This is a genomic window from uncultured Ruminococcus sp. (assembly GCF_937915125.1).
GTDB lineage: Bacteria > Bacillota > Clostridia > Oscillospirales > Ruminococcaceae > Ruminococcus_C.
The window spans coordinates 1-24,040 of the sequence record NZ_CALDMP010000091.1; the positions used below are offsets into that span (position 1 = coordinate 1).

Annotated in this window: 19 protein-coding genes; 7 read left to right on the forward strand and 12 right to left on the reverse strand. The window is 45.9% G+C overall.

Going from position 1 to position 24,040, the window contains the following annotated elements:
* Positions 1–182 precede the first annotated feature (182 nt).
* Both Q0418_RS09075 and Q0418_RS09080 read left to right on the forward strand, forming a co-directional pair.
* A complete protein-coding gene (locus tag Q0418_RS09075) occupies positions 183–410 on the forward strand; it encodes a hypothetical protein (RefSeq protein WP_298483816.1) in 228 nt (75 codons plus the stop codon).
* A 162-nt stretch (positions 411–572) separates the two neighbouring features.
* Positions 573–2,444 (forward strand): hypothetical protein, encoded by a 1,872-nt coding sequence (locus tag Q0418_RS09080; protein ID WP_298483817.1) that lies wholly within the window; start codon positions 573–575, stop codon positions 2,442–2,444.
* A gap of 151 nt (positions 2,445–2,595) precedes the next feature.
* Here Q0418_RS09080 and Q0418_RS09085 read toward each other — a convergent pair whose 3' ends face one another.
* Both Q0418_RS09085 and Q0418_RS09090 read right to left on the reverse strand, forming a co-directional pair.
* Entirely contained in the window at positions 2,596–3,384 is a 789-nt protein-coding gene (locus tag Q0418_RS09085) for an ABC transporter permease subunit (protein ID WP_298483818.1), read from the reverse strand.
* A complete protein-coding gene (locus Q0418_RS09090) occupies positions 3,381–4,262 on the reverse strand; it encodes an ABC transporter ATP-binding protein (protein ID WP_298483819.1) in 882 nt (293 codons plus the stop codon). The genes Q0418_RS09085 and Q0418_RS09090 overlap by 4 nt, the downstream gene beginning before the upstream one ends.
* A gap of 284 nt (positions 4,263–4,546) precedes the next feature.
* Between Q0418_RS09090 and Q0418_RS09095 the strand changes: the two genes are divergently transcribed.
* The gene (locus Q0418_RS09095) at positions 4,547–5,443 is read left to right on the forward strand and encodes a YitT family protein (protein ID WP_298483820.1); all 897 of its coding nucleotides are present in this window, start codon (positions 4,547–4,549) and stop codon (positions 5,441–5,443) included.
* A 76-nt stretch (positions 5,444–5,519) separates the two neighbouring features.
* Here Q0418_RS09095 and Q0418_RS09100 read toward each other — a convergent pair whose 3' ends face one another.
* Genes Q0418_RS09100 through Q0418_RS09130 form a run of 7 tightly spaced genes read right to left on the reverse strand, consistent with a single transcriptional unit; the run spans position 5,520 to position 13,369 of the window.
* Complete coding sequence (locus Q0418_RS09100; protein ID WP_298483821.1) at positions 5,520–6,482, reverse strand: carbohydrate kinase; 963 nt, start codon at positions 6,480–6,482, stop codon at positions 5,520–5,522.
* A 13-nt stretch (positions 6,483–6,495) separates the two neighbouring features.
* Positions 6,496–7,914, reverse strand: a complete 1,419-nt coding sequence (gene gtfA, locus Q0418_RS09105; RefSeq protein WP_298483822.1) for a sucrose phosphorylase — start codon at positions 7,912–7,914, stop codon at positions 6,496–6,498.
* A gap of 9 nt (positions 7,915–7,923) precedes the next feature.
* On the reverse strand, positions 7,924–9,234 hold the full coding sequence (locus Q0418_RS09110; protein ID WP_298483823.1) for a glycoside hydrolase family 32 protein: 1,311 nt from the start codon (positions 9,232–9,234) through the stop codon (positions 7,924–7,926).
* Positions 9,227–10,321, reverse strand: coding sequence for an ABC transporter ATP-binding protein (locus Q0418_RS09115; RefSeq protein ID WP_298483824.1), 1,095 nt, complete (start codon positions 10,319–10,321; stop codon positions 9,227–9,229). The genes Q0418_RS09110 and Q0418_RS09115 overlap by 8 nt, the downstream gene beginning before the upstream one ends.
* Positions 10,322–10,324: 3 nt before the next feature.
* Positions 10,325–11,176, reverse strand: coding sequence for a carbohydrate ABC transporter permease (locus Q0418_RS09120; protein WP_298483825.1), 852 nt, complete (start codon positions 11,174–11,176; stop codon positions 10,325–10,327).
* Complete coding sequence (locus Q0418_RS09125) at positions 11,148–12,023, reverse strand: carbohydrate ABC transporter permease (protein WP_298483826.1); 876 nt, start codon at positions 12,021–12,023, stop codon at positions 11,148–11,150. Before Q0418_RS09125 ends, Q0418_RS09120 begins: the two co-directional genes overlap by 29 nt.
* 23 nt (positions 12,024–12,046) lie before the next feature.
* Positions 12,047–13,369 (reverse strand): sugar ABC transporter substrate-binding protein, encoded by a 1,323-nt coding sequence (locus Q0418_RS09130; protein WP_298483827.1) that lies wholly within the window; start codon positions 13,367–13,369, stop codon positions 12,047–12,049.
* A 259-nt stretch (positions 13,370–13,628) separates the two neighbouring features.
* On the opposite strand from Q0418_RS09130, the gene Q0418_RS09135 reads away from it, so the two are divergent.
* Together Q0418_RS09135 and Q0418_RS09140 are read left to right on the forward strand one after the other, a co-directional pair.
* Positions 13,629–14,654, forward strand: coding sequence for a LacI family DNA-binding transcriptional regulator (locus Q0418_RS09135; RefSeq protein ID WP_298483828.1), 1,026 nt, complete (start codon positions 13,629–13,631; stop codon positions 14,652–14,654).
* 543 nt (positions 14,655–15,197) lie between these two features.
* Positions 15,198–15,332, forward strand: coding sequence for a hypothetical protein (locus Q0418_RS09140; RefSeq protein ID WP_298483829.1), 135 nt, complete (start codon positions 15,198–15,200; stop codon positions 15,330–15,332).
* A 106-nt stretch (positions 15,333–15,438) separates the two neighbouring features.
* Here Q0418_RS09140 and Q0418_RS09145 read toward each other — a convergent pair whose 3' ends face one another.
* On the reverse strand, positions 15,439–18,306 hold the full coding sequence (locus Q0418_RS09145; RefSeq protein WP_298483830.1) for an RICIN domain-containing protein: 2,868 nt from the start codon (positions 18,304–18,306) through the stop codon (positions 15,439–15,441).
* A gap of 427 nt (positions 18,307–18,733) precedes the next feature.
* On the opposite strand from Q0418_RS09145, the gene Q0418_RS09150 reads away from it, so the two are divergent.
* Positions 18,734–20,095, forward strand: coding sequence for a CCA tRNA nucleotidyltransferase (locus Q0418_RS09150; RefSeq protein WP_298483831.1), 1,362 nt, complete (start codon positions 18,734–18,736; stop codon positions 20,093–20,095).
* A gap of 23 nt (positions 20,096–20,118) precedes the next feature.
* Here Q0418_RS09150 and Q0418_RS09155 read toward each other — a convergent pair whose 3' ends face one another.
* Both Q0418_RS09155 and Q0418_RS09160 read right to left on the reverse strand, forming a co-directional pair.
* Positions 20,119–20,673 carry a flavodoxin family protein gene (locus Q0418_RS09155; RefSeq protein ID WP_298483832.1) on the reverse strand — a complete coding sequence of 185 codons (555 nt, stop codon included), beginning with the start codon at positions 20,671–20,673 and terminating at the stop codon, positions 20,119–20,121.
* A gap of 237 nt (positions 20,674–20,910) precedes the next feature.
* Positions 20,911–21,783, reverse strand: a complete 873-nt coding sequence (locus Q0418_RS09160; protein WP_298483833.1) for an AraC family transcriptional regulator — start codon at positions 21,781–21,783, stop codon at positions 20,911–20,913.
* A 130-nt stretch (positions 21,784–21,913) separates the two neighbouring features.
* Here Q0418_RS09160 and Q0418_RS09165 point away from each other — a divergent pair, with 130 nt between their 5' ends.
* Positions 21,914–23,893 (forward strand): TIM-barrel domain-containing protein, encoded by a 1,980-nt coding sequence (locus tag Q0418_RS09165; RefSeq protein ID WP_298483834.1) that lies wholly within the window; start codon positions 21,914–21,916, stop codon positions 23,891–23,893.
* Positions 23,894–24,040: the final 147 nt, after the last annotated feature.

The following is a 24,040-nucleotide window of genomic DNA, read 5'->3' on the forward strand; positions in this document are numbered from 1 at the left end:
TGGACGATTTTGTCGATATTTCGGTGATTTTTTGTGGTTTAAGGAGAGACTACTTTAGAGGTAAAAAAGAAAGAGGTGTGTTATGAACAAGCAGGAATTCTATCAATACAATATTGTTCTGTCCGCTCCCGTGGGGGGGAGAGGAGATCGGCACACTTTCCGCAGAAGTACAGGGCGGTAACATGCAAGGCATTCTCAGTGTCATGGAACATGAGAATCCTTTTCGCGGTACAGTCGATGCGAATGGAAACTGTGAAATTTCGGGGATTCTGAAAACGCTGCTACGGAGGGTGGCATATCAGGGCACTGGATTTCTGGACAGCAAAGAGATCATACTCTGCCTGGAAATCAAGAAAAGAACGCTGGTTCTCACAGGAACGGCAATACACTATGGAGGCGATACAACTTGAAGCAATTTTATGAGAAGATCACCGCAAGACCAAAGCTGGTCCTTGCTATCTTTCTGGTACTTGCTGTTCTGGGCGCAGTCTGCAAGGGGTTTGTGTCTGTTAACTATGACATGAACGACTATTTGCCGAAAGACAGTAAGTCAACTGTTTCCCCTGGATGTCATGGGCGAGGAGTTCGACGGCGGCATCCCCAACGCACGAGTCATGGTAAAAGATGTGACAATCCCGGAGGCGCTGGAATACAAAGAAAAATTAGAAGCCGTGGAAGGTGTTTCCGATGTGACGTGGCTGGATGACAGCGCCGATCTGAACGAACCTCTGGAAACCATGGACAGTGATACCATTGAAACGTATTATCAGGACAATGCGGCGCTGTTTTCCATGATCATTGAGGAGAAACACATCCTGGATGCCGTCACGGAAATACGGAACATCAGCGGTGATGAAAACACCATGGAGGGTTCGGCAGTTTCCACGGCAGTCGCCACGGAAAGTACTGTAAAAGAAATTGCCCAGATCGCTGCATTTGCAGTTGCCTTTGTACTGCTGGTGCTGATCTTCACCACAATGTCCTGGGCAAAGTCTGTGATCATTCTGCTGGTCTATAAGCTTATTGACAAAACACGTCACCGCCGGCTGGTACCGAAATTCGACAAATTCGGAAAACTGGTCAGCAAGGTCATGGTTCCCTTTGTCTGCCTGTTCGCAGTGATCATCGTGCCCTCTTTCCTTGCATCCAATGCAAATGATTACTATTACGGCTCCTCTCATATCTTCAACGAGGAGACCCAGCTCGGGTCTGACATGGTGCTGATTGAAAATACCTTCGGCAAGAGCGATACCTATGTGCTGCTTGTACCGAAAGGCGATCAGGAAACGGAACAGGCACTTTCTGACCAACTGAAAGAGGGCGGCAGTTCCTTAAAAGACGGTTCCTCACAGCTTTCCGAGGGAACAAAAAGTCTGGACAGTGGTGTGAAAAAGCTGTCCACGGGTATCTACACCCTGCAGAGCGGCATTGATGAACTGAATGCCCTGTCAGATATACTCTCCTCCGGTTCTGCACAGATTAAGTCTGCTCTGGCACAAATTCAGTCCACCCTTGACGCCGTATCCATAGATACGGAAAATGTGGAGAAGCTGGCAGCAGCTTCCGGTGAGATCAAAACTGCTATAACCAGTCTGAAAAGCGGCGCGCAGGAACTGCAAACCAATCTTGGTTATGCACAGTACAAAGCTGCCATGTCCGCAAAAGGTCTGGACATTGACACACTTGTCGCCGGGAATACCCAGGCAATCGACAGTCTCACGGCGCAGATCGATCAGCTTCTGAACGGCAACAACGGTGCCATTGCCGGCACGGAACAATATCTGAACACCGTCTCTGCCGGCGTTTCGGAACTTGTGGCAGGTCTGGATGCACTGGAACAAAGCTACACAGAATTTGATCAGGCAATTGCAACGCTTGCAGATACTCTGAGTACGATGCTGGTCAACGTCAGCAAGCTTTCCCAGGGCGTCAACGCCCTTTCGGCGCAGTACAGTTCACTGAACGGCGGTATTCAGGTATATACCGCCGGCGTAGATAAGATTGCAAAGGGCTACCCCCAGCTTACCGGCGGCGTATCTGACCTTGCAGCAGGCAGCAAAACCCTGGTGGAAGGCTCCAGCACCCTGGACGAAGGCGTAGCGGAACTGTATGACGGCATTACAAAATTGTGCGATGGTGCAGGAGAACTAAAAAGCAAAATTTCTGGTATGGACAAAGAGATCACAGACAAGATCGATGAGATGATCGCCTCTATCCAGGGCGGCGACAGCGAGACGGTCTCCTTTGTGTCGGAAAAAATACCGATGTGCAGTCTGTCCAATTTGTCACAAAAACAAATGCCATTGAGATTCCTGAGGAAGAAACCGAAGAGAGCCGGAACTTCTGGCAGAAGCTGCTGCATTTGTTTAGGATTTATTGATGCTAGCGTAAATTTGTTGAAAAAATATAATAAAGGGGATGCTGCAAGGACAGCAAAATCCTGATTCACGGGTCGATGTGGGCATCGACCCCTACAAAATGTCACGTAAATATGTGGTGATTTGTAGGGTGCGATGCACACATCGCGCCGTTTTCTCGTGGGATTTTGACTGTGTGCAACAGTCCCCTTTTCTATTTGTTCTCTGCAACAAGTCATTATGATGCGATATCTTTTTTGGTATACTTCAGAAAAGCTACCACAATTCCTACCAGAGCATATACTGCACCGAACCCGATTAGCCCCCATTCCAGTTCTGATCCGGAAATAATATTGCTAGCTTCGGCATATGCATAAGGCGTAATGTACTTCAGAAATTCTGCCTGTTCGCTGATATTACAGATGATATTCATAAAGTAAAGTACAAGAGCCAGTCCCAGACCGATTCCGATGCTGCCGCGCCGAATAAATGCGGATATGCCAAAACAGATACAAGCGATCTCAATCTGCATCATCATATATGCAGTGTGCAGCAGCAGAAATTCCCGCATCTGAAAAGATTCACCGATCACCGCAGCTGAAATCAGACTCACTGCCTCCGCAAAAATATTCAGCACGATTACCTGCGTAAGAACTGCCGCAAGCTTCTGGGTCAGTACGGAAGTTCGGCTCACAGGATAGGTCAGGAGAAATTCAGCTGTGCGCTCTTTCTCCTCTCCTGCAAGAACAGAAATGCCGGCAAGTGCTGCAAAAAAGCCGCCGCCGATTCCAAGAATATTTCCGCATTCAACGCCATAAAAGCCCATCAATTCACCGAAGCTGAGCTGATCCATTCCGAAAGCTGCACTGAATTCGCCCATGTTGGAAAACACACTGCTGACACTGTCCATCTCACCTTTCATTTCAGGAAACATAAAAATACATATCAAAAGCATAAAAGCAATAGAGCATGTCCAAATCACCAGAGATTTAAAAGACTGTCTCATTTCTTTTCTATAAATCATCATAAGGTTTCACCGCCTTTTTCGTAAAAATGCAAAAAGATCTCATCCAGATCCGGATCTGTGATTGTCATGTCATAAGCAGGCAGCTGCTGCACTGTATGCAGCAGTTTCCGGATATCCCCGCTGTAAAGAAACGTCACATAATCATCTGATGTTTCCAAAGATCTGGGAGACAGTTCTTCCGGCACAGTATGCACACCATGAAGCGTCACGCGCTTTGCATTGGTCTTGGATAAATTCTCTACGCTGTCCAGTGCAATTAGTTTTCCCTCTTTAATAATTGCAGCACGGGAACAATGCCTCTGGATCTCGGAAAGGACGTGAGAGGAAAGAAAAATGGTAGCGCCCTCAGAATTACGTTCTTTCAGAATCTCAAAAAACTCCTTCTGCATCAGAGGATCCAGACCACTTGTCGGCTCGTCAAGAATACAGAGTCTGGGCTTGTGCTGCAAGGCACACACAATAGAAACTTTTTTCCGATTTCCAAGCGATAGTTCCTCTACACGTTTTTCCGTATCCAATGCCAGCCGTTCACAAAGAATCTTTGCTTCATGGGCACAGTCCGTTCTGCGCATTTTCGCAGAAAAAGAAATGATATCTCGCACTCGCATGCCGGAATAAAACGTTGCCTCTGACGGCATATAGCCCACATCAGCCAGAATTTCTGTTTTCTGTCGTATAATATCCTTTCCGAAAATCTCCGCTGTGCCGGATGTGGGAAAAATCAGGCCCAGAAGCGTTCGGATCGTAGTTGATTTCCCCGCACCGTTGGGACCCATAAATCCGAAAAAATCCCCTTCCTCCACTGTCAGATTCAAATCAGTGATCCCACGGTTTTTTCCGTAGTTTTTTGTCAGATGATTGGTTGCAATCACTTTCATAGACCATCCTCTTTTCTCAGATATGGTAATAGCGTTCAATATTTGCACGGTATTGCTATCATTGTTTACCAGAATGCAGTAACACCCGTTTATTTCTCCGGTTTTCTTTCATTATAGCACAATTCCCTCTTTTTGAAAAGACTTTTTGCCATTTTTATTTCGCCAGAAAAATGTGAGAGCATACTCACCGTAAAAATGTTTATACTAAGGACAACACCCCAAAAACAGAAAGAAACGACCTCCTTCTGCCAGTCAGATACCATCCACAGAGAGGAATACCCATCATGAGATCTACAGCAGCAAAAACCATCGCATTTGATTTGTTGTATGATATGATCGGAGCTTTTTTTAATGCAGCAGGTGTTTATACCTTTGCAAAAATGGCAAACTTCGCACCCGGTGGATTAACCGGTCTTTCTCTGATCATGAATTACTTGTGGGGACTTCCCATCGGAATCACCACATTTATCTTGAATATTCCGCTTATTCTTCTCAGTGCCAGACTCCTGGGAAAACAATTTTTGCTGAAAACCATAAAAACCATGTGCATCTGCACCATTTTTCTGGATATCATCTTTCCACATTTTCCCGTCTATTCCGGTTCACAGTTCATGGCGGCGCTTTATTCCGGCATCTTCATTGGAATTGGCCATGCGCTGTTCTATCTGCGGGGATCGTCCTCCGGTGGAACTGATTTTATTACAATGTCCATAAAGGCGCTTCGCCCCCATTTTTCCATCGGCTCAGTTGCCATGATCATAGACCTGTTTATTATCCTGTTGGGATGGCCGGCATTTGGAAATACAGATGCCGTTCTGTATGGACTGACTGCCACGATTTTGACTTCACTTGTGATCGATAAAATCATGTACGGCATAGGGGCAGGTATGCTCCTGATCATTGTGACCGATTGTGGGCAGGAGATCGCCCGGCGCATCGGTGAACTGATCGGTCGCGGTTCCACAGAACTAAAAGCAAAAGGAAGCTATACAAAGCACGAAAAAGATGTACTGCTGTGCGCCTGTTCAAAATCCCAGGCCTATATGGTACGCCGTATCGCACATGAGATAGACAGGTCTTCATTTATTATGGTTACTGAAACCAATGAAGTTTTTGGAGAAGGTTTTTCGGAAAACCAGCCCCGACAAAGGTCAAAAAAGAACACAAAAAAACGCCATTAACGCATGTTCACACTTTCTCTTTCTCAAAAAAGAAGCACATAATTCCGATGAATATCGAAATTACATGCTTCTCATATCACATAGTCCGAAGAATATTCTCAATCTCTGTTTTTTCTGGCATCACTTTCAGTGCTCCTTTTCGGGTGGTGATCAAAGATGCCCCAGCGTTTGCAAACAAAAGCAGTTCTGACAAGTTATCCTCTGTCAGTGCATCCACATCATGTTCCAGGAGATAATTCAATGCACATCCCTCAAAGGTATCACCTGCACCGGTTTTCTCTACCGCTTTTATCTGAGAAAAAGTGGGCTGTTCCGCCATCATATCCTTATAATAAGCACGGCTGCCGTCCTTCCCCAATGTCAAAAAGATGATCTTCATATCATACTGTGCTCTGAGAATTTCCACGCCCTTTGCATAATCTTTCGTGCCTGTCATAAATTCCAGTTCATTGTCAGATATTTTCAGAATATCGCATTTTGACAAGCCGTATGCAATTTCTTTTCTGGCATCTTCCAGTGTATTCCACAGCGGTTCTCTCAGATTCGGATCAAAGGAAATCAATGCACCGTTTTCTTTTGCAATGTCAATGGCATACCTGGTAGCTTCGCGAACACCCTCATGCGTAGAAGACAGCGTTCCAAAATGAAAGATTTTTGTTTCCTTGAGGATGTCTGCCATGACTTCTTCTTTTGTCAGCATCATATCTGCCCCAGGATTCCGGTAAAAGCTGAATTCTCGTTCGCCATCCGGAAATGTATGCACAAAGGCAAGCGTTGTGTGAACTGTATCATCAAAAATCAGATTGGAAGTGTCTGTTCCGCTTTGCTCTACCGCTTCTGCAAGCTGTCTGCCAAAAATATCGTTGCCAACCTTGCCGATAAATGCAGTTTTCTTGCCCAATTTATTTAGCATAGCAAGAACATTGCACGGTGCACCGCCGGGATTGGCTTCTAACACAGGATTGCCCTGTGCGCTTGTGCCATCTTCCGTGAAGTCAATGAGCAACTCTCCCAGTGCAACCACGTCAAATCGTTTCATATGCACCCTCCGTTCATTCTGTTTTCTCAATCTCAAATGCATAGTTCGTCAGATTCGCTTTCAGAGCAATGCGATGTTCGCCGTATTGTCTGACAATCATAAGTTTGTCGCCCTCTGTCTGAATTTCAATGGAACCATCCAGAGAAAATGCCGGATGGGTATTGCGCAGCACCATCAGTTCTTTCAGCTTCTGCACTACCGGACGGCTCTGCTCCTGTTCCACTTCTTCCACGGAATAATAATGGCGGTTGATGTCACGTCCGTTTTTGGTACGTTCCATAAGAGCAATATCGTTGCTCCCTGCCAGCATTCCTACATAGTACACCTGGGGAATTCCCGGTGCAAAAAACTGAATGGCTCTTGCCAGCAGATAGGCATCGTCATTGTTACCCAGTGCAGAATAATATGTCGTGTTTACTTGATAAATGTCCAGATTGTTGTATGCCTCGGAGCTGTAGATCTTCTTCACATTTGCACCCTGACTGTACATCTGTTCCTTGACCATTTCGATTTCTTCGTCGGACAACAGATCCTTGACATCCACAATACCGATACCGTCGTGGGTATCCAGGGTAGTGAACTGTTTCATGGGACACTGTTCCATCCAGTTTTTGAGGTACTTTCCCGTATGATTGTACAGTGCATGAAGCGTCAGCACCGGCAGCGCAAAATCATAGATCCAGAAGCCTTTTTCGGCGATTTTCATAGGGATTGTGTAGTGCTCATGAATTTCCGGCAGAATTTCCGCCTGTTCCTCTTTCACAATGCTTTCGATCTCATAGAGCAGTTCCCAGATATCCGGTTCAATGAAGAAGCAGCTGGTATCTGCTTTTTTCACAGCATAGGCAAAGGCATCCAGACGAATGACAGCTGCACCGTGATGGCACATGGATTTCAGAGTATCCCGGATAAATGCTTTTGTCTTTGCCTTGGTCACATCCAGGTCGATCTGTTCCTCGCAGAAGGTACACCAGATCTTTTCCTTGGTACCATCGGCAAATTCCGCTTCGATATAGGGTGCACGAGGTTTCCGCTTGTAGATCTTGTCGATCTGCTCCTGGGTTGGCTCACCCTTTTCCCAGAATTCGCTGTAGCGGATGAAAAAGTCCTTGTATTCCGAAGCGTCTTTCTTTTGCAGGAAATCCTGGAAATATTCAGAGCTTGCGGAAATATGGTTGACCATAAAGTCAAACATCAGGTAATATTCTTCCCCGATTGCCTCGATATCGGAAAAATCGCCGAATGTCTCGTCTACCTTGTCATAGCACATGGGTGCAAAGCCACGGTCTGCCGAGGACGGAAAAAACGGAAGAATATGTACACCGCCTACTGCGTCTTTATAGTGTTTGTTCAGAACTGCGTGCAGTTCTTTCAGATTCTTTCCCATGCTGTCTGCATAGGTGATGAGCATAATTTGATTGTTCAGTTTCATGGTTTCACCTCAAGTTTCTGTTGTAAAAATCTCATAGTTCTCAGCTTGTATCTCGTTTGATAAGCTGTACACCACATTACTCAGAACATACTCGCCGTCATTGATATAAACTTCAATCAAGTTCGCGTCCACATAAATATCCAGATGATTTCCCTCCCGGATCTCAGGCGTTTCAAACTGACATCGAATCTCGTTATGCCCTGCAAATACTGCACTGCGGTCAGCATAAACTCTATTTTTCTGATACAAGATCCTATAACCGCCGATATTGATTTCTGAACCCTGGTGCATATCAACGCTGATCCTGTATCCGCCTTTTCCGGCTTCCAACGGAGATGTGATTTTTTTCGTAAATTGATTTGTCATATTGGGATGCGGACGGAAGTAGATATGTCCGTTTTTTACCTCCACAATTCTTGGAATGCAGAACATACCGTTCCACTTTCCATCGACAGCCTCCGGCATTCTTGCCCATGCCACCAATACACGCCGTCCCTCAGCATCCGTTGCACTCTGGGGTGCATACAGATCCAGACCATAATCCAGAAATTGAAATTCATCCGGCAGATGCATGATGCAGCTTTTTGTGTCGAATTCTGGAATCATACAGATTGCTGCGGAATCATACGCTTTACCCTCTTTTAAGAACCCCATAGGCGAAAAAATGAGTACCTTTTTCCCGTCCGTTTCAAAGTAATCAGGACACTCCCACATCCAGCCGAAGTTGTCTTTTTCTGCATGGCTGACATACTCCCAGTGTTCCAGATCCTTGCTTCTATAAAACAGCAATCTGCCTTTCTCTTCCACGGAGCTGCCCAGTACCATATACCACGTGTCCTTTTCTCTCCAGACCTTTGGGTCACGGGTGTGGGTTTTACTGCCCATATGCGGTTTCTCAATGGGTGGAAGTATCGTTTTCTTGTCCGCAAGATTGTCGAATGTCATGCCATTTTCAGAAGTGATCATTAGCTGTGCCGACTGGAACTGATCATTCAGACAAGTGTTGATATTTTCCGGATCTTCCTGGAGATAGTTTACCCCGGTATAGATCAGATGCATTTTTCCATTCCATTCCACTGCACTGCCGGAAAAACAGCCGCTTCTGTCATCTTTCTTTGAGGGATACAGTGCAATGCCTTTGTGCTCCCAGTGTACCAGATCCTTGCTGACCGCATGACCCCAGTGCATTCTGCCCCACTGTGCGGAATAGGGAAAGCACTGATAAAACAGGTGATACATACCCTTGAAGTAAATAAAGCCGTTGGGATCGTTAATCCAGCAATTGGGCGCTTTCAGATGTATCAGATTTGTTTCAGACATAACACTCCTCCGTATCCTTGTCAAAGAAATGCATTCTTGACGGTGTAAATACAAACTCGATGCTGTCACCAACGCTGCTGATCTCATACTTGGAAACTCTTGCAACCGACTGACTTCCGCCAAAGGTGAAGTACAAATTGTTCTCGTTGCCCATTACCTCTGCATTTTCCACAACAGACTGCTGCTTTTCGCTCTGATAAAGGGAAAGATTCTGCTCATCCAGCTTGATGTCCTCACCTCTGATACCCAGGATCATCTCGCCCTGTCTGCCGTTCAGCTTTGAGATTACTGCATCCGGCAGCGCAATTGTTTCACCAGTTGCAAAAGCAATTGTATTTCCCTTTACCGTGACATTATAGAAATTCATCTGAGGAGATCCGATAAAGCCTGCCACAAACTTGTTTGCAGGATGCTCATAGAGTTCCATGGGCTTGCCCACCTGCTGAATGACACCGTCTTTCATAATGACAATGCGGTCTGCCATGGTCATTGCCTCTACCTGATCGTGCGTAACATAAATGGTCGTGCTGCCCAATTCCCGGTGCAGCTTGCTGATCTCGTTTCTCATGCTGACACGCAGCTTCGCATCCAGATTGGAAAGGGGTTCGTCCATGAGGAACACCTTCTGATTCTTAACAATGGCTCGTCCCAGCGCCACTCTCTGCCGCTGACCACCGGAAAGGTTCTTAGGCTTTCTATAGCGGTATTCAGAAAGTCCCAGAATATCAATGGCCCAGTCCACCTTTTTCTTGATTTCCCCAGACGGAACCTTCATATTTTTCAGCCCGTAGGAGATGTTCTTTTCTACGGTCATGTGAGGATAAAGTGCATAGTTCTGAAACACCATGGCAATCCCTCTGTCTCTGGGAGCGGTTTCATTCATCTTCTTTCCGTCAATGTAAAGTTCACCGCCGGTGATGTCCTCAAAGCCTGCAATCATGCGCAGGGTGGTGGATTTTCCGCAGCCGGACGGTCCGACAAAAGCGATAAATTCTCCCTGTTCGATTTCCAGATTAAAGTCAGTCACAGATTTTCTATCTGCATTGGCATACTGCTTGTCAATATGTTTCATCTCAATAAAGCTCATAACTTAGCCCTCCTTAGAACCGGTGGAGACAACACCCTCCACAATTTGTTTCGAGAACAGTGCATAGATAATAATAACCGGAATGGTGATCATGGTAATGACTGCAAGGGTCTGTCCCATGGTAGTATTGTCGTTGGAAGTGATGGAGTTCAGACCGATCTGCGCCGTCAGCAAATCACTGGATGTGAACACCAGCGACGGCCAGAGATAATCGTTCCAGACATTCAGGAATGTGAATACGCTGACAGTTGCCACAACGGTTTTAGACATCGGCAGCACCATGGTAAAGAAGTATTTCAACGGACTGCAATGGTCCAGCTGTGCCGCTTCCCAGACATCGTCCGGCAAACTGATAAACACCTGGCGGAACAGAAAAATATTAAAAGGATTGACGATCATAGGTAATACATAACCGAATACAGTGTTAAGCAGACCCATCTTTGCAACAAACAGGAAGTTGATGGTGATAATGGTTTCTGTGGGAACGATCATCAGCAGCATGATGATCAGCACCCAGCGTTCCCGGAATGGGAAATTGATTTTTGCGAGAGCATAGCCCGCCAAACCGTTTACCACAATTCCTGCAACGATCATAATTGCCGCATAGAACAAAGTGTTGAGCATATAGCGGATAAAACTGGTGTCCGTGAGAATTGTGATGTAGTTGTCAAAAAAGCTTCCGTTCAGTGCCGGCGGAATAAACGCCTTTACGGTGTTCATATCTGCTGTAATGGCAGCGTCCGTCTTGAAAGAGTTCGCCAACATCCAGAGCACTGGAAACAGAAAGAACAGAGATAAGATGAATAGTACAACTGCTAAGATAATGTTAGCGGTTTTTTGTTTTCTTGTTCGCATGTTTACCCTCCTTATCTTTTGTCAGAATGGTCTGAATGATGGTCAGTATCACAACAAATGCAGTGAACACAATTGCCATTGCCGACGCCAGACCGATTTCCCAGTTTACTGTACCAGTTTCGTAAATATCATATACCAGTGTATAAGTCGAATGAGACGGGCCGCCGCCGGTCATGACCATGGGCTGTACGATCATGCGGAATGCACCGATGGTAATGGTAATGAACACGAATACGCAAAGGGGTTTCAGCTCTGGCAGTGTGATATCCTTGAACTTCTGCCAACCGCTGGCGTGATCCATCTCCGCTGCCTCGTAAAGTGCCGGATTGATTGCCTGCAGACCGCCCAGGAAAATGATCATCTGATAGCCGACGCCCTGCCATACACTCATAATGGCAATGGACGGCAGCGCCTGGTCTGCGCTATGGATAAAGGGCTGTGCATCAATGCCAATGTGACTGAGCAAGGTATTCAGGATACCCTCCGGGCTGTAAATCTGCATCCACAGATTGGATACCACTGCAAGAGACATGACAACCGGAATAAAGAATGCGACTTTGAAGTATTTCTTGCAAATGGTCACCTTGTTGATGAGCAGTGCAAGTCCCAGTGCCCCAAGGCTCTGAGCCGGTACAATGATCAAGACGAATTTCAATGTGTTCCAGAAAGCAGATGAGAAAAGCTCGTCTTTGAAAATCTTTCCGTAGTTTTCCAATCCCACAAAGTGAGTCAGATCCGGGTTCAGTGCAAAGTAATCAGTAAAGCTGAAAATCAGTGTCAGCAGCATGGGCAGGAACAAAAACAGGATCAGAAGCAGCAGTGCCGGCCCGAAAAATGCCATTCCCATAATGGAGTTTGATCTTTTACTTTTCATTTTCTCGTGTAACGCTCTAATTTGGCGTTGATCCTTTCTACAGATTTATCCAGTTCTTCCTGCGCATCCTTCCCACTGAGTCCGACACTTTCAAGTGTCTGCTGAAAGGATGTGCTTACCTGCGGATAAACAGGGGTTTTGGGTCTTGGATGTCCATAATCTCTCAGCTGTTCATACAGCGCCTTGTAATTTTCATCTTCTTCAAAAAGTGTTATCTGGTCATAAGCCGCATAGGTGGACGGCATGCTCTTGGTATTTTCAAAGAGCAGCTTTCCGCTGTCCGTACCGCTCATCCATTTTACAAGCTCTGTTGCCGCCTCAATATGTTCCGTACCTGAGGTTGCCGCATATGCCCAGGAACCTGTCGGGGTATATCTTCCGCCGTCCCAGTTATCGCTGACAACATAAGGTGCTACGCCAAGTTCTATATCCGGATAATTTTCATAAATGGTATTGACTTCCCATGCACCGTCAAACTTGAAAGCCGCACGTCCGCTTTCAAAGAGATTTTCAATTGGCGCCTGAGACATATACCCATTATCCACAAAGCTCCGGAAATACTGCATGGCTGCAACATTTTCCTGAGAATTAAACACGCTGTCCACTGTAAGTCCGTCTGCACTGACAAAATCTCCGCCGTTTGACCAGACAAAAGGTGCATAATAGTAAATGCTCGCCTCACCTACCGGGAACGTCATATCCAGGGGATATCCGTTTTTTCCTGCCATAAAGGGTTTCAGCTGTTCCAGTATCTCTGTGAACTCTGACCATGTCCAGGGGTCTCCGGCTTCTGGAACGGTAATGCCTGCCTCCTGCAAAATCGCCTTGTTGTAATACAGTCCCACACTGGATTCCATTGCACCCAGCGCATAAAGCCGATCGTCATATGTTCCCTGATCCAGAATGGAATCAAGGTAAGCACTGCGTTCCTCCTCAGTCAATTCAGCCAAAGGTTGAATGATGCCGTTTGCCGCATAGGCTGCCACATTCGGACCGTCAACCGTGATCACATCCGGCAGATCGCCGGACATGACAGAGGCATTGATCTTGTCAGAATATCCGCCGCCGCTGTCGTTTCGGGGAATAAATTCCACATCTGCAAAATAGGTGCCGTTAAACGTGTCATTGAATTGTTTCACAGATTCTTTGTAAGCCTGTCCCTCCGGTGTATCCTCAATGGTATGGACCCACATACTGATATAGGTTTCTCCGGAATCGTATCCTGCCACATCGCCGGGCTGCACGTTTTTATGACCGCATCCGGTCATGCTCCCTGCAAGCAGCAGTGATACGATTCCTACTGACACTGCTCTTTTCATAGGTCTGCTCCTTTCATAAGTACATTGTATTCGTCCTTTGCAAAACCGGTTAAGTAACCGGTTACTTTGTGATTTTAGTATACTACATAATTTCTGTATTGTCAACCCCTTTTTGCATTTTTTGTCATAACTGTACAAAAGAACTTCGCTGCTTTGTGCACTCTATACATAACCGGTAATGTAACCGGTTACTTTTTGTCACAAAATCTTCTTGCAAATCTATTTGGAATGTGATATGATATAAAACGAAGGTGATTCCATGAAAAAAAAGACTGTAACATTTCAGGACATTGCAGATTATACGGGATTCTCCAAGACAACTATTTCCCGTTATTTCAACAATCCTGATTCCCTTACACTGGAAAATCAGAAGATCATTGCAGATGCGCTGACTGCACTGGATTATAAGGAAAACAAAGTTGCAAGAATCCTGGCAAGCGGAAAAACAGAATATGTTGGCATCATTGTCCCCAACCTCTATTTGCATTACTACTCCGAGATGCTGAACCAGCTGCTTTCCACATATGAAAAGTTCGGGTATAAGTTCCTCGTATTCGTCGGGAACGACAAGAAGGACGTGGAGAGAAAATATATTTCTGAGCTGTTGGCATATCAGATCGAAGGTATGATCATTCTGAGCCACACGATTTCCTCTGAGGAATTGGCTGCATATCATGTTCCCATTGTCACCATCGAACGGGAGGACAAATCAGTATGCAGCGTTAACACGGACAACTATATGGGCGGCGTGCAGGCAGCAAGTCTGCTTTCGAAAAACAACTGCGATATTCTGATTCATATCAATTCCAGGATTGCATCAGATATTCCAGCCTATGGAAGAATCCAAGGCTTTCTGGATATCTGTCATGAAAAGAACCTGCCGCACAAGACCATTCTCACAGAACTAGGCAATTCCTATGAGGAATCTACCACAAAAATCGCAGAAATTTTTGAGATGTTAGAAAAACAATATCCGGACAAGCGGAAAGGGATCTTTATCTCGAATGACACCCATGCCAATATTCTTTTGAATATGATCATTCGAAAATATGGCAAACTTCCGGACACCTATAAGATCGTTGGATTTGATAACTCCCCCATTTCTTCTGAAGCTGTTGTACCTATTAGCACTGTTGGGCAGCAAATGGATGTGATCGCGCAGGAAGCCATGGAACTGCTGGTCATGCAGATGAATGAACGCAAGAAACGCAGACCGACACCTCTGAAAGAACCTATCCACAAGGTTGTGACACCAATTCTGATTCGCCGGGAAACAACAGATTGAATATCAGGACCTCCAAAAGAATATCTAAGACAATACCGCACAAAGATTGTTCGTCAGGCGCTCTTTGTGCGGTGTTGCCCTAAAAGCAAGTATAGGAAAAGAGACTGCTGCACCAATGTTTCGGTGCAGCAGTCTCTTTTTTGGAAGGACGATGAAAAATACTTTCTGCGGCAATTTTCAAAAACTGTGGGATGTACACCAAACCAATACCGCACACTGGCATAAGCAGTTGTTCCGGTGCTTTTCTATTTCTGCCCTTTTGGGCACCTCTAAAAATCTATGACGTTCGTCAAAATGCCCAATGAACACCGTCTTCGTCGTTGCAAAACCTTGCCAGACACAAAGTATGCCTGCGGTTTTGCGCCTAGAATCCGGCGTCCCTTGTGCACTTTGCCGAATCGCCCTAGGTTTTTAGAGGTGCCCTTTTGCCACTCTGGAAGGAATATACTATAATACTAAGGCAACACCGCACAAAGAGCGCCTGGCGGCTTTGTGCGGTGTTACCTTAACAAAAGATTCAGAAGTTGTAAGGAGCTGATACATATGAACCGAAAGCATGAAACCATCCTTTCCTGCATATGCCTGATCCTACTGCTGTTTTCCCTGCTTACTGTTTGCAGCGGCTGTTCTTCGGAGAAGCAGACGCTCTACAGCATTTTGAATTTTCAAACCACATAGGAAATCGATCTTTTTGAGACACTGTCGGATGCATTTTCTTCATTAGTTCGGGCGAAAATGTGTTCTAGCAGGAAAACATCCGCCCCATCCGGGAGCAGAAACATCCTTATTGTGCAATCAGCATCTGCCGCATTAGGCACAGATCCAGGCCATTGATGATCCCATCCTGATATACATCGCCTGCTTTCCAATCTTTCAGACTGCCATTGCATAACAGCCACTTTTGCATCATAACAAGATCAGCCGTATTCAATATGCCATCACAATTCACATCACCTGCAACTTGTATGATGGGAGATTCTGTAGCAGTCGTTGTGGCGGTTATCGTTGTCGTTGTTGTAGTTGTAGTAGATGTTGTTGTACTTGTCGTTGTGGTAGTCACTGTTGTCATTGTGGTCACAGTGGTCGTAACTGGTTTTTCCTCTGTTACAAGACTCCATTTCTGACAAGCATGGTTTGTCGGCAGCCACTGCTGTACATTTGCGCCGTTTTCCATAGCAGCGCTGCTCACCTCCACAAGACAAGCATTGTCTGAGGCGTGACTGCGTATGCTGTACGAACCATCAAGATTTTTTGTAAAACGAAACAGTTGTGCACTGTCCGTTTTAGAATAGGCGGCGAGTGCGATATTTCCGCCGCATTCACCGCTCTCCGCTTTGAGTGCATAGCCCTCGTCTTGGAGCGAACGAATCCAATAATCATTACCTGTGCCAAAGGGTGTGAGCATCCACTTCTGACAATCTGCACCATTCTGTTCCCACTGGCGGATATTCACATTTTCTTTCATTTCACTGTTGACAATATCCATGACCAGCTTTGAATTCGCATTCTGAAAAGTATAGATCACACTGGTGTCCATAGAACAACCGGGATCAGTTACCGATTCCAGAATCCAGTTCTGACAGCTTGCGCCGTTCAGTTCCCACTGCTGTACGTTTGCACCGGCAGTTTTGGAGCCATCTGCAACTTCAACAGCTGATTTTTCACCCGAAATTTTTGTACAGATATGATAGCTGCCGTCAGCATTTTGGGTGAGCATAAACTGTTGGTTGGCACCTCCGTTATATTGATAGATATCCAGATTGGTACCATTTTCAGTCTTTTTCCCGGCGACATCCAGCACATACGTGCCCCCGTCTCCCACTGCGGATGCAATATAATAATACCCTTCTCCTGCACTGTAAAACTTCCAGATATCATGTACAGATGTGCCGTCTGTTCCCCACTGCTGCACATTTGCGCCATTTTTCGCAGCTGCATCGGCTACCTGAAGATAGAGACCAGAGTTGACATTCTTAATCCGATAGGCAGCACCATCCATAAAGCTTGCAGCCACCGGTGCACTGGGTGCTTCTGTATAGCCTGCACTGGGAATGCCTTTTGCAGAGAAGCGCAGATACATCATATTATTCTTGGAAGACTGACATCCGCTGTACGTGGTGCAGTAGGTTTTGGCATCTGCTGCAGAACGTGCGGTATAGCTATAATTGTTCGCCGGACGCCAGGTGCAGTCTTCGGCATACCCCTCAATCGTCGTGCGCTCACAGCTGACAAATGTGGAGCCGGATTCTGCATAAGAACCGGGATATTTCACTGTGTTCCAGTCGCAGATCACATTGCCACCATTTTCATAATAGCAGTTTTCTGCATAGATTTTCGAAGCAGTGTGCACCGTATATGCCATACTGAACATATTGACATAATTATTGAGTGAATGGAAATAGCCATAGCGCATCAAACCGGGACCACGCGTCAGCGTCTCGTGAAATTGGTTCCCGATGAGAGACATACGCGGGAAATTGTTATAATTATTGTAGAACTTTTCATCATCTGCCGGATAACCCAGGATCAGACCGTATTCGTGCAGACCGAAGGAGCTGTCTGAGACCGTACAATAATCTGCATCATAACAGCATGCAAGGAATTTGTCCCAGTCTTCCAGCCCCGTAGAAGCAGTATTATAATCGGCATGTCCGGTAAACGTGCAGTGGTCTACCCAGAGATTCTGACCGGAACCAAAATAAACTACAATGGAGTCATTGCCGTTCGATTCGGCATCATGCTGTAAATCGAAATTCTTGATGATAATATTGTCCCCTGTACCGCTCTTGGACGATGTGCAGAACTGTACATTATACAGTGTATGTGCGGAGTAGCTGCCGATAATGGTCTTGTTGTTGTGCACATAGATTCTGCCGTCCGGGCAGTAATACCGTCCCGATGAGTCTGTTGTCAGACTTGTCACTTTGATATCCGCAGTCACAACAATTGTATAAGGCGTATCAGACGTGGCATATTTCTTCAGATCATCAAAAGTAGAGACCTCCACCGTTTCCCCGAACAAACCGCCAATATCTGCGGCTTTGATGTTGCCGGTATTGTCGTTCGAACAATAGCCTGCAAAGCCCTGCAACCCATCGGCATTCAAAAGCCAGAGCTGATTGTCTGCACCGGTATAGGACGAAAGCGTCATACCTGATGCGCCCTTCGTCAGCGCAAGAGATGGATCGGAATAGTTAACGATTTTATAATACAGATCATTTCCCAGATGGTCCGTTTTCACCGGGATCACATACCAATGCTGGCACTGTGCCGATTCACTGCCATACATGATCACGCTTGTTCCTTCTGAAACGGTATAATGCAAAGGCGTCAAAAGACGACCGGACTGTGCATTGACAAGTTTGAAAAAAGTACCAGTCGTGTTCGAGCCCACACGATCAAACCGCCAGGACGATGAAAGATCACTGCCAAGCGGCTGTACGCTCACTGCTGCACCGTCGGCACTTCCCTCCTCGGTCAGCACTTTTGCATTGTCTTTGGATGCAATGTTCATCAGTTGTACCGGATAGTCCACAGATGCTGCCGATACCGGAACTGTGACACCGCCATTACTGAACATAGGAAGCAGCCATGCGACAAGTATGGCAAACGATAAGATAACCGCCCACCATATACAATTGATTTTCTTCATGATTGTTTTCCTCCTTAAACGTATTACCCGTTTTTATGCCTGTCAGAAACAATAATATATTTCGTAATATTTCATAAAATTCCATCAACAAGCATCTTTTTTTTCAATTATATCACAAACGCCAGTAAAATACAAGCATTTTTTCAAGGGATGCCTCTAAAGGGTGCCTTTTAATGAGATAAAAATAAAACATGGCTGGCAGGTTGTTTCTGTCAGCCATGTTTTGTTAGGGCAATACCGCAAAAAGATTGTGCGTCATATGCTTGCAAAGCCGATAGGCGGTCTTTGTGCGGTGTTGCCTTAGGGTTTGGGGGCACATAGCCCCTTCCCTTTCAGGAAATGCAAATGGTCATTGAAAAAATAATGGTTATGTGGTATAATACTTTAAAGACGATAAGAGAACATCAGACGAAAGGTTGGTGAGGCTATGACAGATATAGAAGCCGCAAGGGCGATCGCCGAAAAAGTGGCTGAACTGGGTGGAACGGTGTATTTTGTGGGTGGTTATGTCAGGGACAAGCTTCTCAAGCTGGAAAACAAGGACATCGACATTGAAATTCATAGCATCCCTGTTGCGGCGCTGGAGCAAATACTTGATTCTATGGGCGAGTGCATCAAAATCGGGAAAAGCTTCGGGATCTATGGCTTAAAGGGGTATTCCCTTGACATTGCCCTGCCACGAACGGAAAGACGCACCGGAACTGGACACAGGGATTTTGCAGTGACTTCTGACCCTTTTATGGGGACTTATGAGGCGGCAAGACGCAGAGATTTTACCATCAATGCCCTGATGGAGAACGTCCTCACAGGCGAGATCACCGACCACTTCGGCGGTCTGGCGGATTTGCAAAAAGAGTTACTCCGTCACATTGATGATACCACATTCGCAGAGGATCCCCTGCGAGTACTCAGAGCGGCGCAATTTGCCGCAAGATTCCATTTTACAATTGCTGCGGAAACGGCTGAACTTTGCAAAAGCATTGATTTGTCATCCCTTTCCAAAGAACGTGTCATGCTGGAAATGGAAAAGGCACTGCTGAAATCATACAAGCCCTCTGTATTCTTTGCGAAGCTGCGAACCATGGAACAATTGGGGTATTGGTTTCCCGAACTGCAAGCCCTGATCGGACTGCCCCAGAATCGGGAGCACCACCGTGAAGGTGACACATGGACGCATACCATGATGGTACTGGACGAGGCTGCGAAAAGACGAAATATTGTGCGGTATCCCCTGGGATTTATGCTGTCTGCCCTGTGCCATGATTTCGGCAAGGCGGCCTGCACTACAGAGATTGACGGCGTGATTCACTCCTACGGTCATGAAACAGAGGGACTGCCATTGGTTCAGCAGTTCCTCCACCGTATCACATCGGAAACGAAACTGATGCAGTATGTCCTGAATATGACAGAGCTGCACATGCAGCCGAATATTATGGCAAGTGCAAGGTCACGGTTGAAATCTACCAATAAGCTGTTAGACCGGGCTGTGGAGCCATTTGACCTAATACAGCTGAGCATCTGCGACGGTCTGGGGAAAATCCCTCAGCGCAACGATACAGAGGAATTTCTCATGCAGCGTTATGAGAAGTTCATGGATATTATGGCAAAGCCCTATGTCATGGGCAAAGACCTGGTTGAGGCAGGACTCAAGCCCTGTCAGCAGTTTTCGGATATCCTGACGTATGCCCACAAGCTGCGGCTGGCAGGTTTTGATAAGGAGAATACACTCCGGCAGAGCCTTGCTTATGCCAGAAAGGTGTTAAAGGTGAACACAGATGAAACTGGATGAGCGAGAGTCGTACCTGGAACGATTTAAACCAGATTCAAAAAGTCGACAGCTTTCTTTAATTCAGTCTGTACTCTCTCATCCTTTTCAGCAGGAACACGGTCTGTGTTATGACTGCAAATCAAAGGATAAATCTGATGCACATTCATATAATGGAGCAGACAAACCGCCGTTTCATATGCTTTTTGCGGATTCCCAGAACCGCCGCCTGCCAGTAAAACAACACCTTTTTTTCGCTTCAGCTGCGGCTTTTTGTGCAAAAACTGTCTTGCTGAAAAATATAGCTGCAGCCGACTGCCCAGATCAAGCAATTTTCCCGTTAATTCCGAAAAATAAATGGGTGATGCAATGATAACATTATCACATGTCTCGAGATAACAGTAAATCTCCTGCATCTCGTCGTCTATCATGCATTCGTATTGTTCCCTGCATTTACGGCAATCCACACAAGGCGAGATATTTGCCGTATAGGCATTGACGATTATGTATTCTCCGTGCAGTTCTTCTACCAGCTTTCCAATAAGAAAGGCAGTATCACCGTTTTTCCTGGGAGAGCCATTGAGAATCAGTGTTTTAATCATAATTGTACTCCATTTTATTTTGCAAATGGTATAAAAGTTCCGAAAGATATTTTGGGCAATACCGCACAAAGATTGTGCGTCAGATGTGCAGTCAGATTTTTCGTCAGATGAAACAAAAAGCGGAGTGAATACTTTGTGTATTCACGAGCATTTTTGTGAAATATGACGGAAAATTTGCAAGCATATGACGTGCAAAGCCATCAGGCGCTCTTTGTGCGGTGTTGCCTTACACAATTCTCACTTCTGAGACTCTACAAATCTTTTCCTGTACTCCGTGGGCGAACATCCGGCGATCTTCCGGAATTGTCGGTTGAAATTAGAAAGATTCCGAAATCCGCAGTCAAAGGCAACCTCTAACACATTCTTTCGGGTGCTGATCAGTGCCTTGCATACCTGATTGATACGGAAATGAGAAATATACTCCACTGCGCTGAATCCCACATGTTTCTGAAATTGATTCATAAAATAGCTTTCGCTCAGATGAACCGCAGTTGCAAGCTGTCTGATGGTAATGATTTCCCGGTAATGGGCTGCGATATATTCCAGGGCAGGACGAATGATTTCCCCCGTGTCGCAGAGATCTGTCTCCATTTCCGCCTCCGTTTCCAGAAGCCAGAAAAGCCGTATCAGTTCGCTTCGCATGAGCATGTCCAACTGAGGTGAATCTCCTTTTGCGCAGGAAAAAATATGATCCATGATCTGTTCAAGTTCCATATAATAGTAATGATCCGGCGTAATATGCATCTGCACCCGCATACCGCCGTTCAGCAAGGGATTGATGCATTCACGGATATATCGGTCGGAATCAGACCCGCCGAAAATTTCATGGCTGAAAACAAGGGTATCATACATTTGTCTTGTGTTGGCGCACGGATAGATCGAGTGCATGACATTGGGCTGGGTGATAATGATATCACCTGCGGCAGAAGTGAATTTTTCCTCACCGCAAATGAATTCAGCCGACCCTTCCCGGATAAAGTTGATCTCAAACTCGTTGTGCCAGTGCATGGGAACACAATTGAAATGGTCTGGAATCACACATTGGTAATAGCTGTAAGGCTTGATTTCCGAGCTGTGAATGCGGTTTTCTCTGGAGCCCTTCTGATGCATAAGCGCACCTCCCAAAAAAATAGGATCGTATCAGAATATCGTAGAATATCAATAGATTTCAACGTTGTTTTGTAGTATTATATCATATAGAAGAATAAATTGCAATGGACTTTTGAAAGGAAGTGCTGTTATGATAAAAAAATATGTTTATGGGAACCCCTTCCCCACCGATGCGGTTGTCATGGAAATCGAACCATCTGCGGACAAGCTGCCGTTTTTTGAAACCGATAATCAAGGCGGATTCACCTATTCTCTTTCCGAGGACGACATTGTTTACGGTCTGGGCGAACAGATCCGTGGAATGAACAAGAGAGGCTGGCAGTATGTCAGCTGGAATTATGACAATCCCAACCACCATGAAGATACCCGTTCCCTTTACGGTGCGCATAATTTTATCCTCGTTTGCGGTGAAGTAACATTCGGTGCATTTTTCGATTATGCAGGAAAAATGGAATTTGACATCGGTTACACCCATAGAGACCGGATGCAGATCAAAGCCGCAAAAAATGACCTTGCTGTGTATATCATCACAGGCGAAAACGAAAAGGATATTGTCAAGCAATTTCGGAAGATCATCGGCAGGAGTTATATTCCCCCATTCTGGGCATTCGGCTATGGTCAGAGCCGCTGGGGATACAAGAATGAACAGGATATCCGTGCTGTGGCAGAGCAGTACAAAGCGGCAGGCATTCCCCTTGACAGTATCTATCTGGACATTGACTATATGGAACGCTATAAGGATTTTACCGTTGACAAGGAACGTTTCCCGGATCTGAAAGTCCTTGCAGAGGATATGAAAGCGCAGGGAATCCATCTTGTTCCCATTATTGACGCGGGCGTGAAAATTGAGCAAGGCTATGATGTCTACGAGGAAGGCGTGCAGAATAATTACTTCTGCAAGAATGGAGACGGCGGTGATTTCGTCGGCGCAGTATGGCCGGGTCGAGTACATTTCCCCGACTTTTTACAACCCGAAGCGAGAAAATGGTTTGGCGAAAAATATGCCGTCCTGACAAGAATGGGCATCGACGGCTTCTGGAATGATATGAACGAGCCTGCCATTTTCTACACTGAGGACAGACTTGCAGACACTTGCGCAGAAATCGAAAAACTCACTGCGGGAAATATGGGCATCAACGAGTATTTCAAATTCACAGGAATGGTCGCAGGACTGAACGGAAATATGGGAGATTACGACAAATTCTACCACAACGTAAATGGTCAGATGGTAAAGCACAGCGATGTCCACAATCTCTACGGCATGAACATGACACGTTCTGCCTTTGAGGCATTGCAGGAGATCTGCCCCGAAAAGCGTACATTATTTTTCTCCCGGTCGTCCTATATCGGCGCACACCGCTACGGCGGCATCTGGCAGGGTGACAACAAATCCTGGTGGTCCCACATTCTCCAGTCCATGCAGCAGCTCCCGGCGCTGAATATGGCAGGTTTCCTCTTCACCGGTTCGGATACAGGAGGATTCGGCTGCGATACCACCGAAGATCTCATGCTCCGCTGGCTGCAATATTCCCTCTTCACACCTCTGTTCCGCAATCACGCCGCAGACGGTACTCGTGAACAAGAGCTTTACCGCTTTGACAATGTCAATGCTGCCGCTGAGATGATCAAAATTCGCTACAGCCTGATTCCATATCTGTACAGTGAGTTCTTGAAAGCAGCACTGCATGATGAGATGATGTTCAAGCCCTTAGCGTTCGACTTCGCCGAAGATCCTATGGCAAAGCAGGTGGAGGATCAGCTTCTCCTTGGCAATGAGCTGATGATTGCTCCCATTTACAAGCAAAACGCCCAGGGACGGTATGTTTATCTGCCTGAGGAAATGATGCTGGTACGGATGAGATCTTACAATAATTATCAAACGGAGATTCTGCCCCGGGGGCATCATTATATTGACATTGCGCTGGACGAACTGGTTTTCTTTATCCGGCATCAAAAGGCGATTCCCTTCGCCAAACCCGCAGAAAACACTGCAAAAACAGACATGCATTCACTCCGGCTTCTGGGTTATCCCCACAGTTCCTATATGATGTATTGGGATAATGGTTTTTCCCCTGATCCTGAAGACAGCCTTACTATTTCAACATTATAATCAGTGATTCCTTATTCTTCATAAGAAATGAGACTTAAAGAGCTGCTGCACTTTTTCGTTGGTGCAACAGCCCTTTTTATTTCTATTCTTGCTATTTTCTCCAGCATTCAGCGGAAGTACAATAGTGTTGATTTCAAAAAATCTGTG

Bases quoted from the DNA above. Each gene is read 5' to 3' on its own strand.
- Q0418_RS09075 (WP_298483816.1), top strand. From the start codon at position 183: ATGCAAGGCATTCTCAGTGTCATGGAACATGAGAATCCTTTTCGCGGT.
- Q0418_RS09080 (WP_298483817.1), top strand. From the start codon at position 573: ATGGGCGAGGAGTTCGACGGCGGCATCCCCAACGCACGAGTCATGGTA.
- Q0418_RS09085 (WP_298483818.1), bottom strand. From the start codon at position 3,384: ATGATGATTTATAGAAAAGAAATGAGACAGTCTTTTAAATCTCTGGTG.
- Q0418_RS09090 (WP_298483819.1), bottom strand. From the start codon at position 4,262: ATGAAAGTGATTGCAACCAATCATCTGACAAAAAACTACGGAAAAAAC.
- Q0418_RS09095 (WP_298483820.1), top strand. From the start codon at position 4,547: ATGAGATCTACAGCAGCAAAAACCATCGCATTTGATTTGTTGTATGAT.
- Q0418_RS09100 (WP_298483821.1), bottom strand. From the start codon at position 6,482: ATGAAACGATTTGACGTGGTTGCACTGGGAGAGTTGCTCATTGACTTC.
- gtfA (WP_298483822.1), bottom strand. From the start codon at position 7,914: ATGAAACTGAACAATCAAATTATGCTCATCACCTATGCAGACAGCATG.
- Q0418_RS09110 (WP_298483823.1), bottom strand. From the start codon at position 9,234: ATGTCTGAAACAAATCTGATACATCTGAAAGCGCCCAATTGCTGGATT.
- Q0418_RS09115 (WP_298483824.1), bottom strand. From the start codon at position 10,321: ATGAGCTTTATTGAGATGAAACATATTGACAAGCAGTATGCCAATGCA.
- Q0418_RS09120 (WP_298483825.1), bottom strand. From the start codon at position 11,176: ATGCGAACAAGAAAACAAAAAACCGCTAACATTATCTTAGCAGTTGTA.
- Q0418_RS09125 (WP_298483826.1), bottom strand. From the start codon at position 12,023: ATGGGAATGGCATTTTTCGGGCCGGCACTGCTGCTTCTGATCCTGTTT.
- Q0418_RS09130 (WP_298483827.1), bottom strand. From the start codon at position 13,369: ATGAAAAGAGCAGTGTCAGTAGGAATCGTATCACTGCTGCTTGCAGGG.
- Q0418_RS09135 (WP_298483828.1), top strand. From the start codon at position 13,629: ATGAAAAAAAAGACTGTAACATTTCAGGACATTGCAGATTATACGGGA.
- Q0418_RS09140 (WP_298483829.1), top strand. From the start codon at position 15,198: ATGAACCGAAAGCATGAAACCATCCTTTCCTGCATATGCCTGATCCTA.
- Q0418_RS09145 (WP_298483830.1), bottom strand. From the start codon at position 18,306: ATGAAGAAAATCAATTGTATATGGTGGGCGGTTATCTTATCGTTTGCC.
- Q0418_RS09150 (WP_298483831.1), top strand. From the start codon at position 18,734: ATGACAGATATAGAAGCCGCAAGGGCGATCGCCGAAAAAGTGGCTGAA.
- Q0418_RS09155 (WP_298483832.1), bottom strand. From the start codon at position 20,673: ATGATTAAAACACTGATTCTCAATGGCTCTCCCAGGAAAAACGGTGAT.
- Q0418_RS09160 (WP_298483833.1), bottom strand. From the start codon at position 21,783: ATGCATCAGAAGGGCTCCAGAGAAAACCGCATTCACAGCTCGGAAATC.
- Q0418_RS09165 (WP_298483834.1), top strand. From the start codon at position 21,914: ATGATAAAAAAATATGTTTATGGGAACCCCTTCCCCACCGATGCGGTT.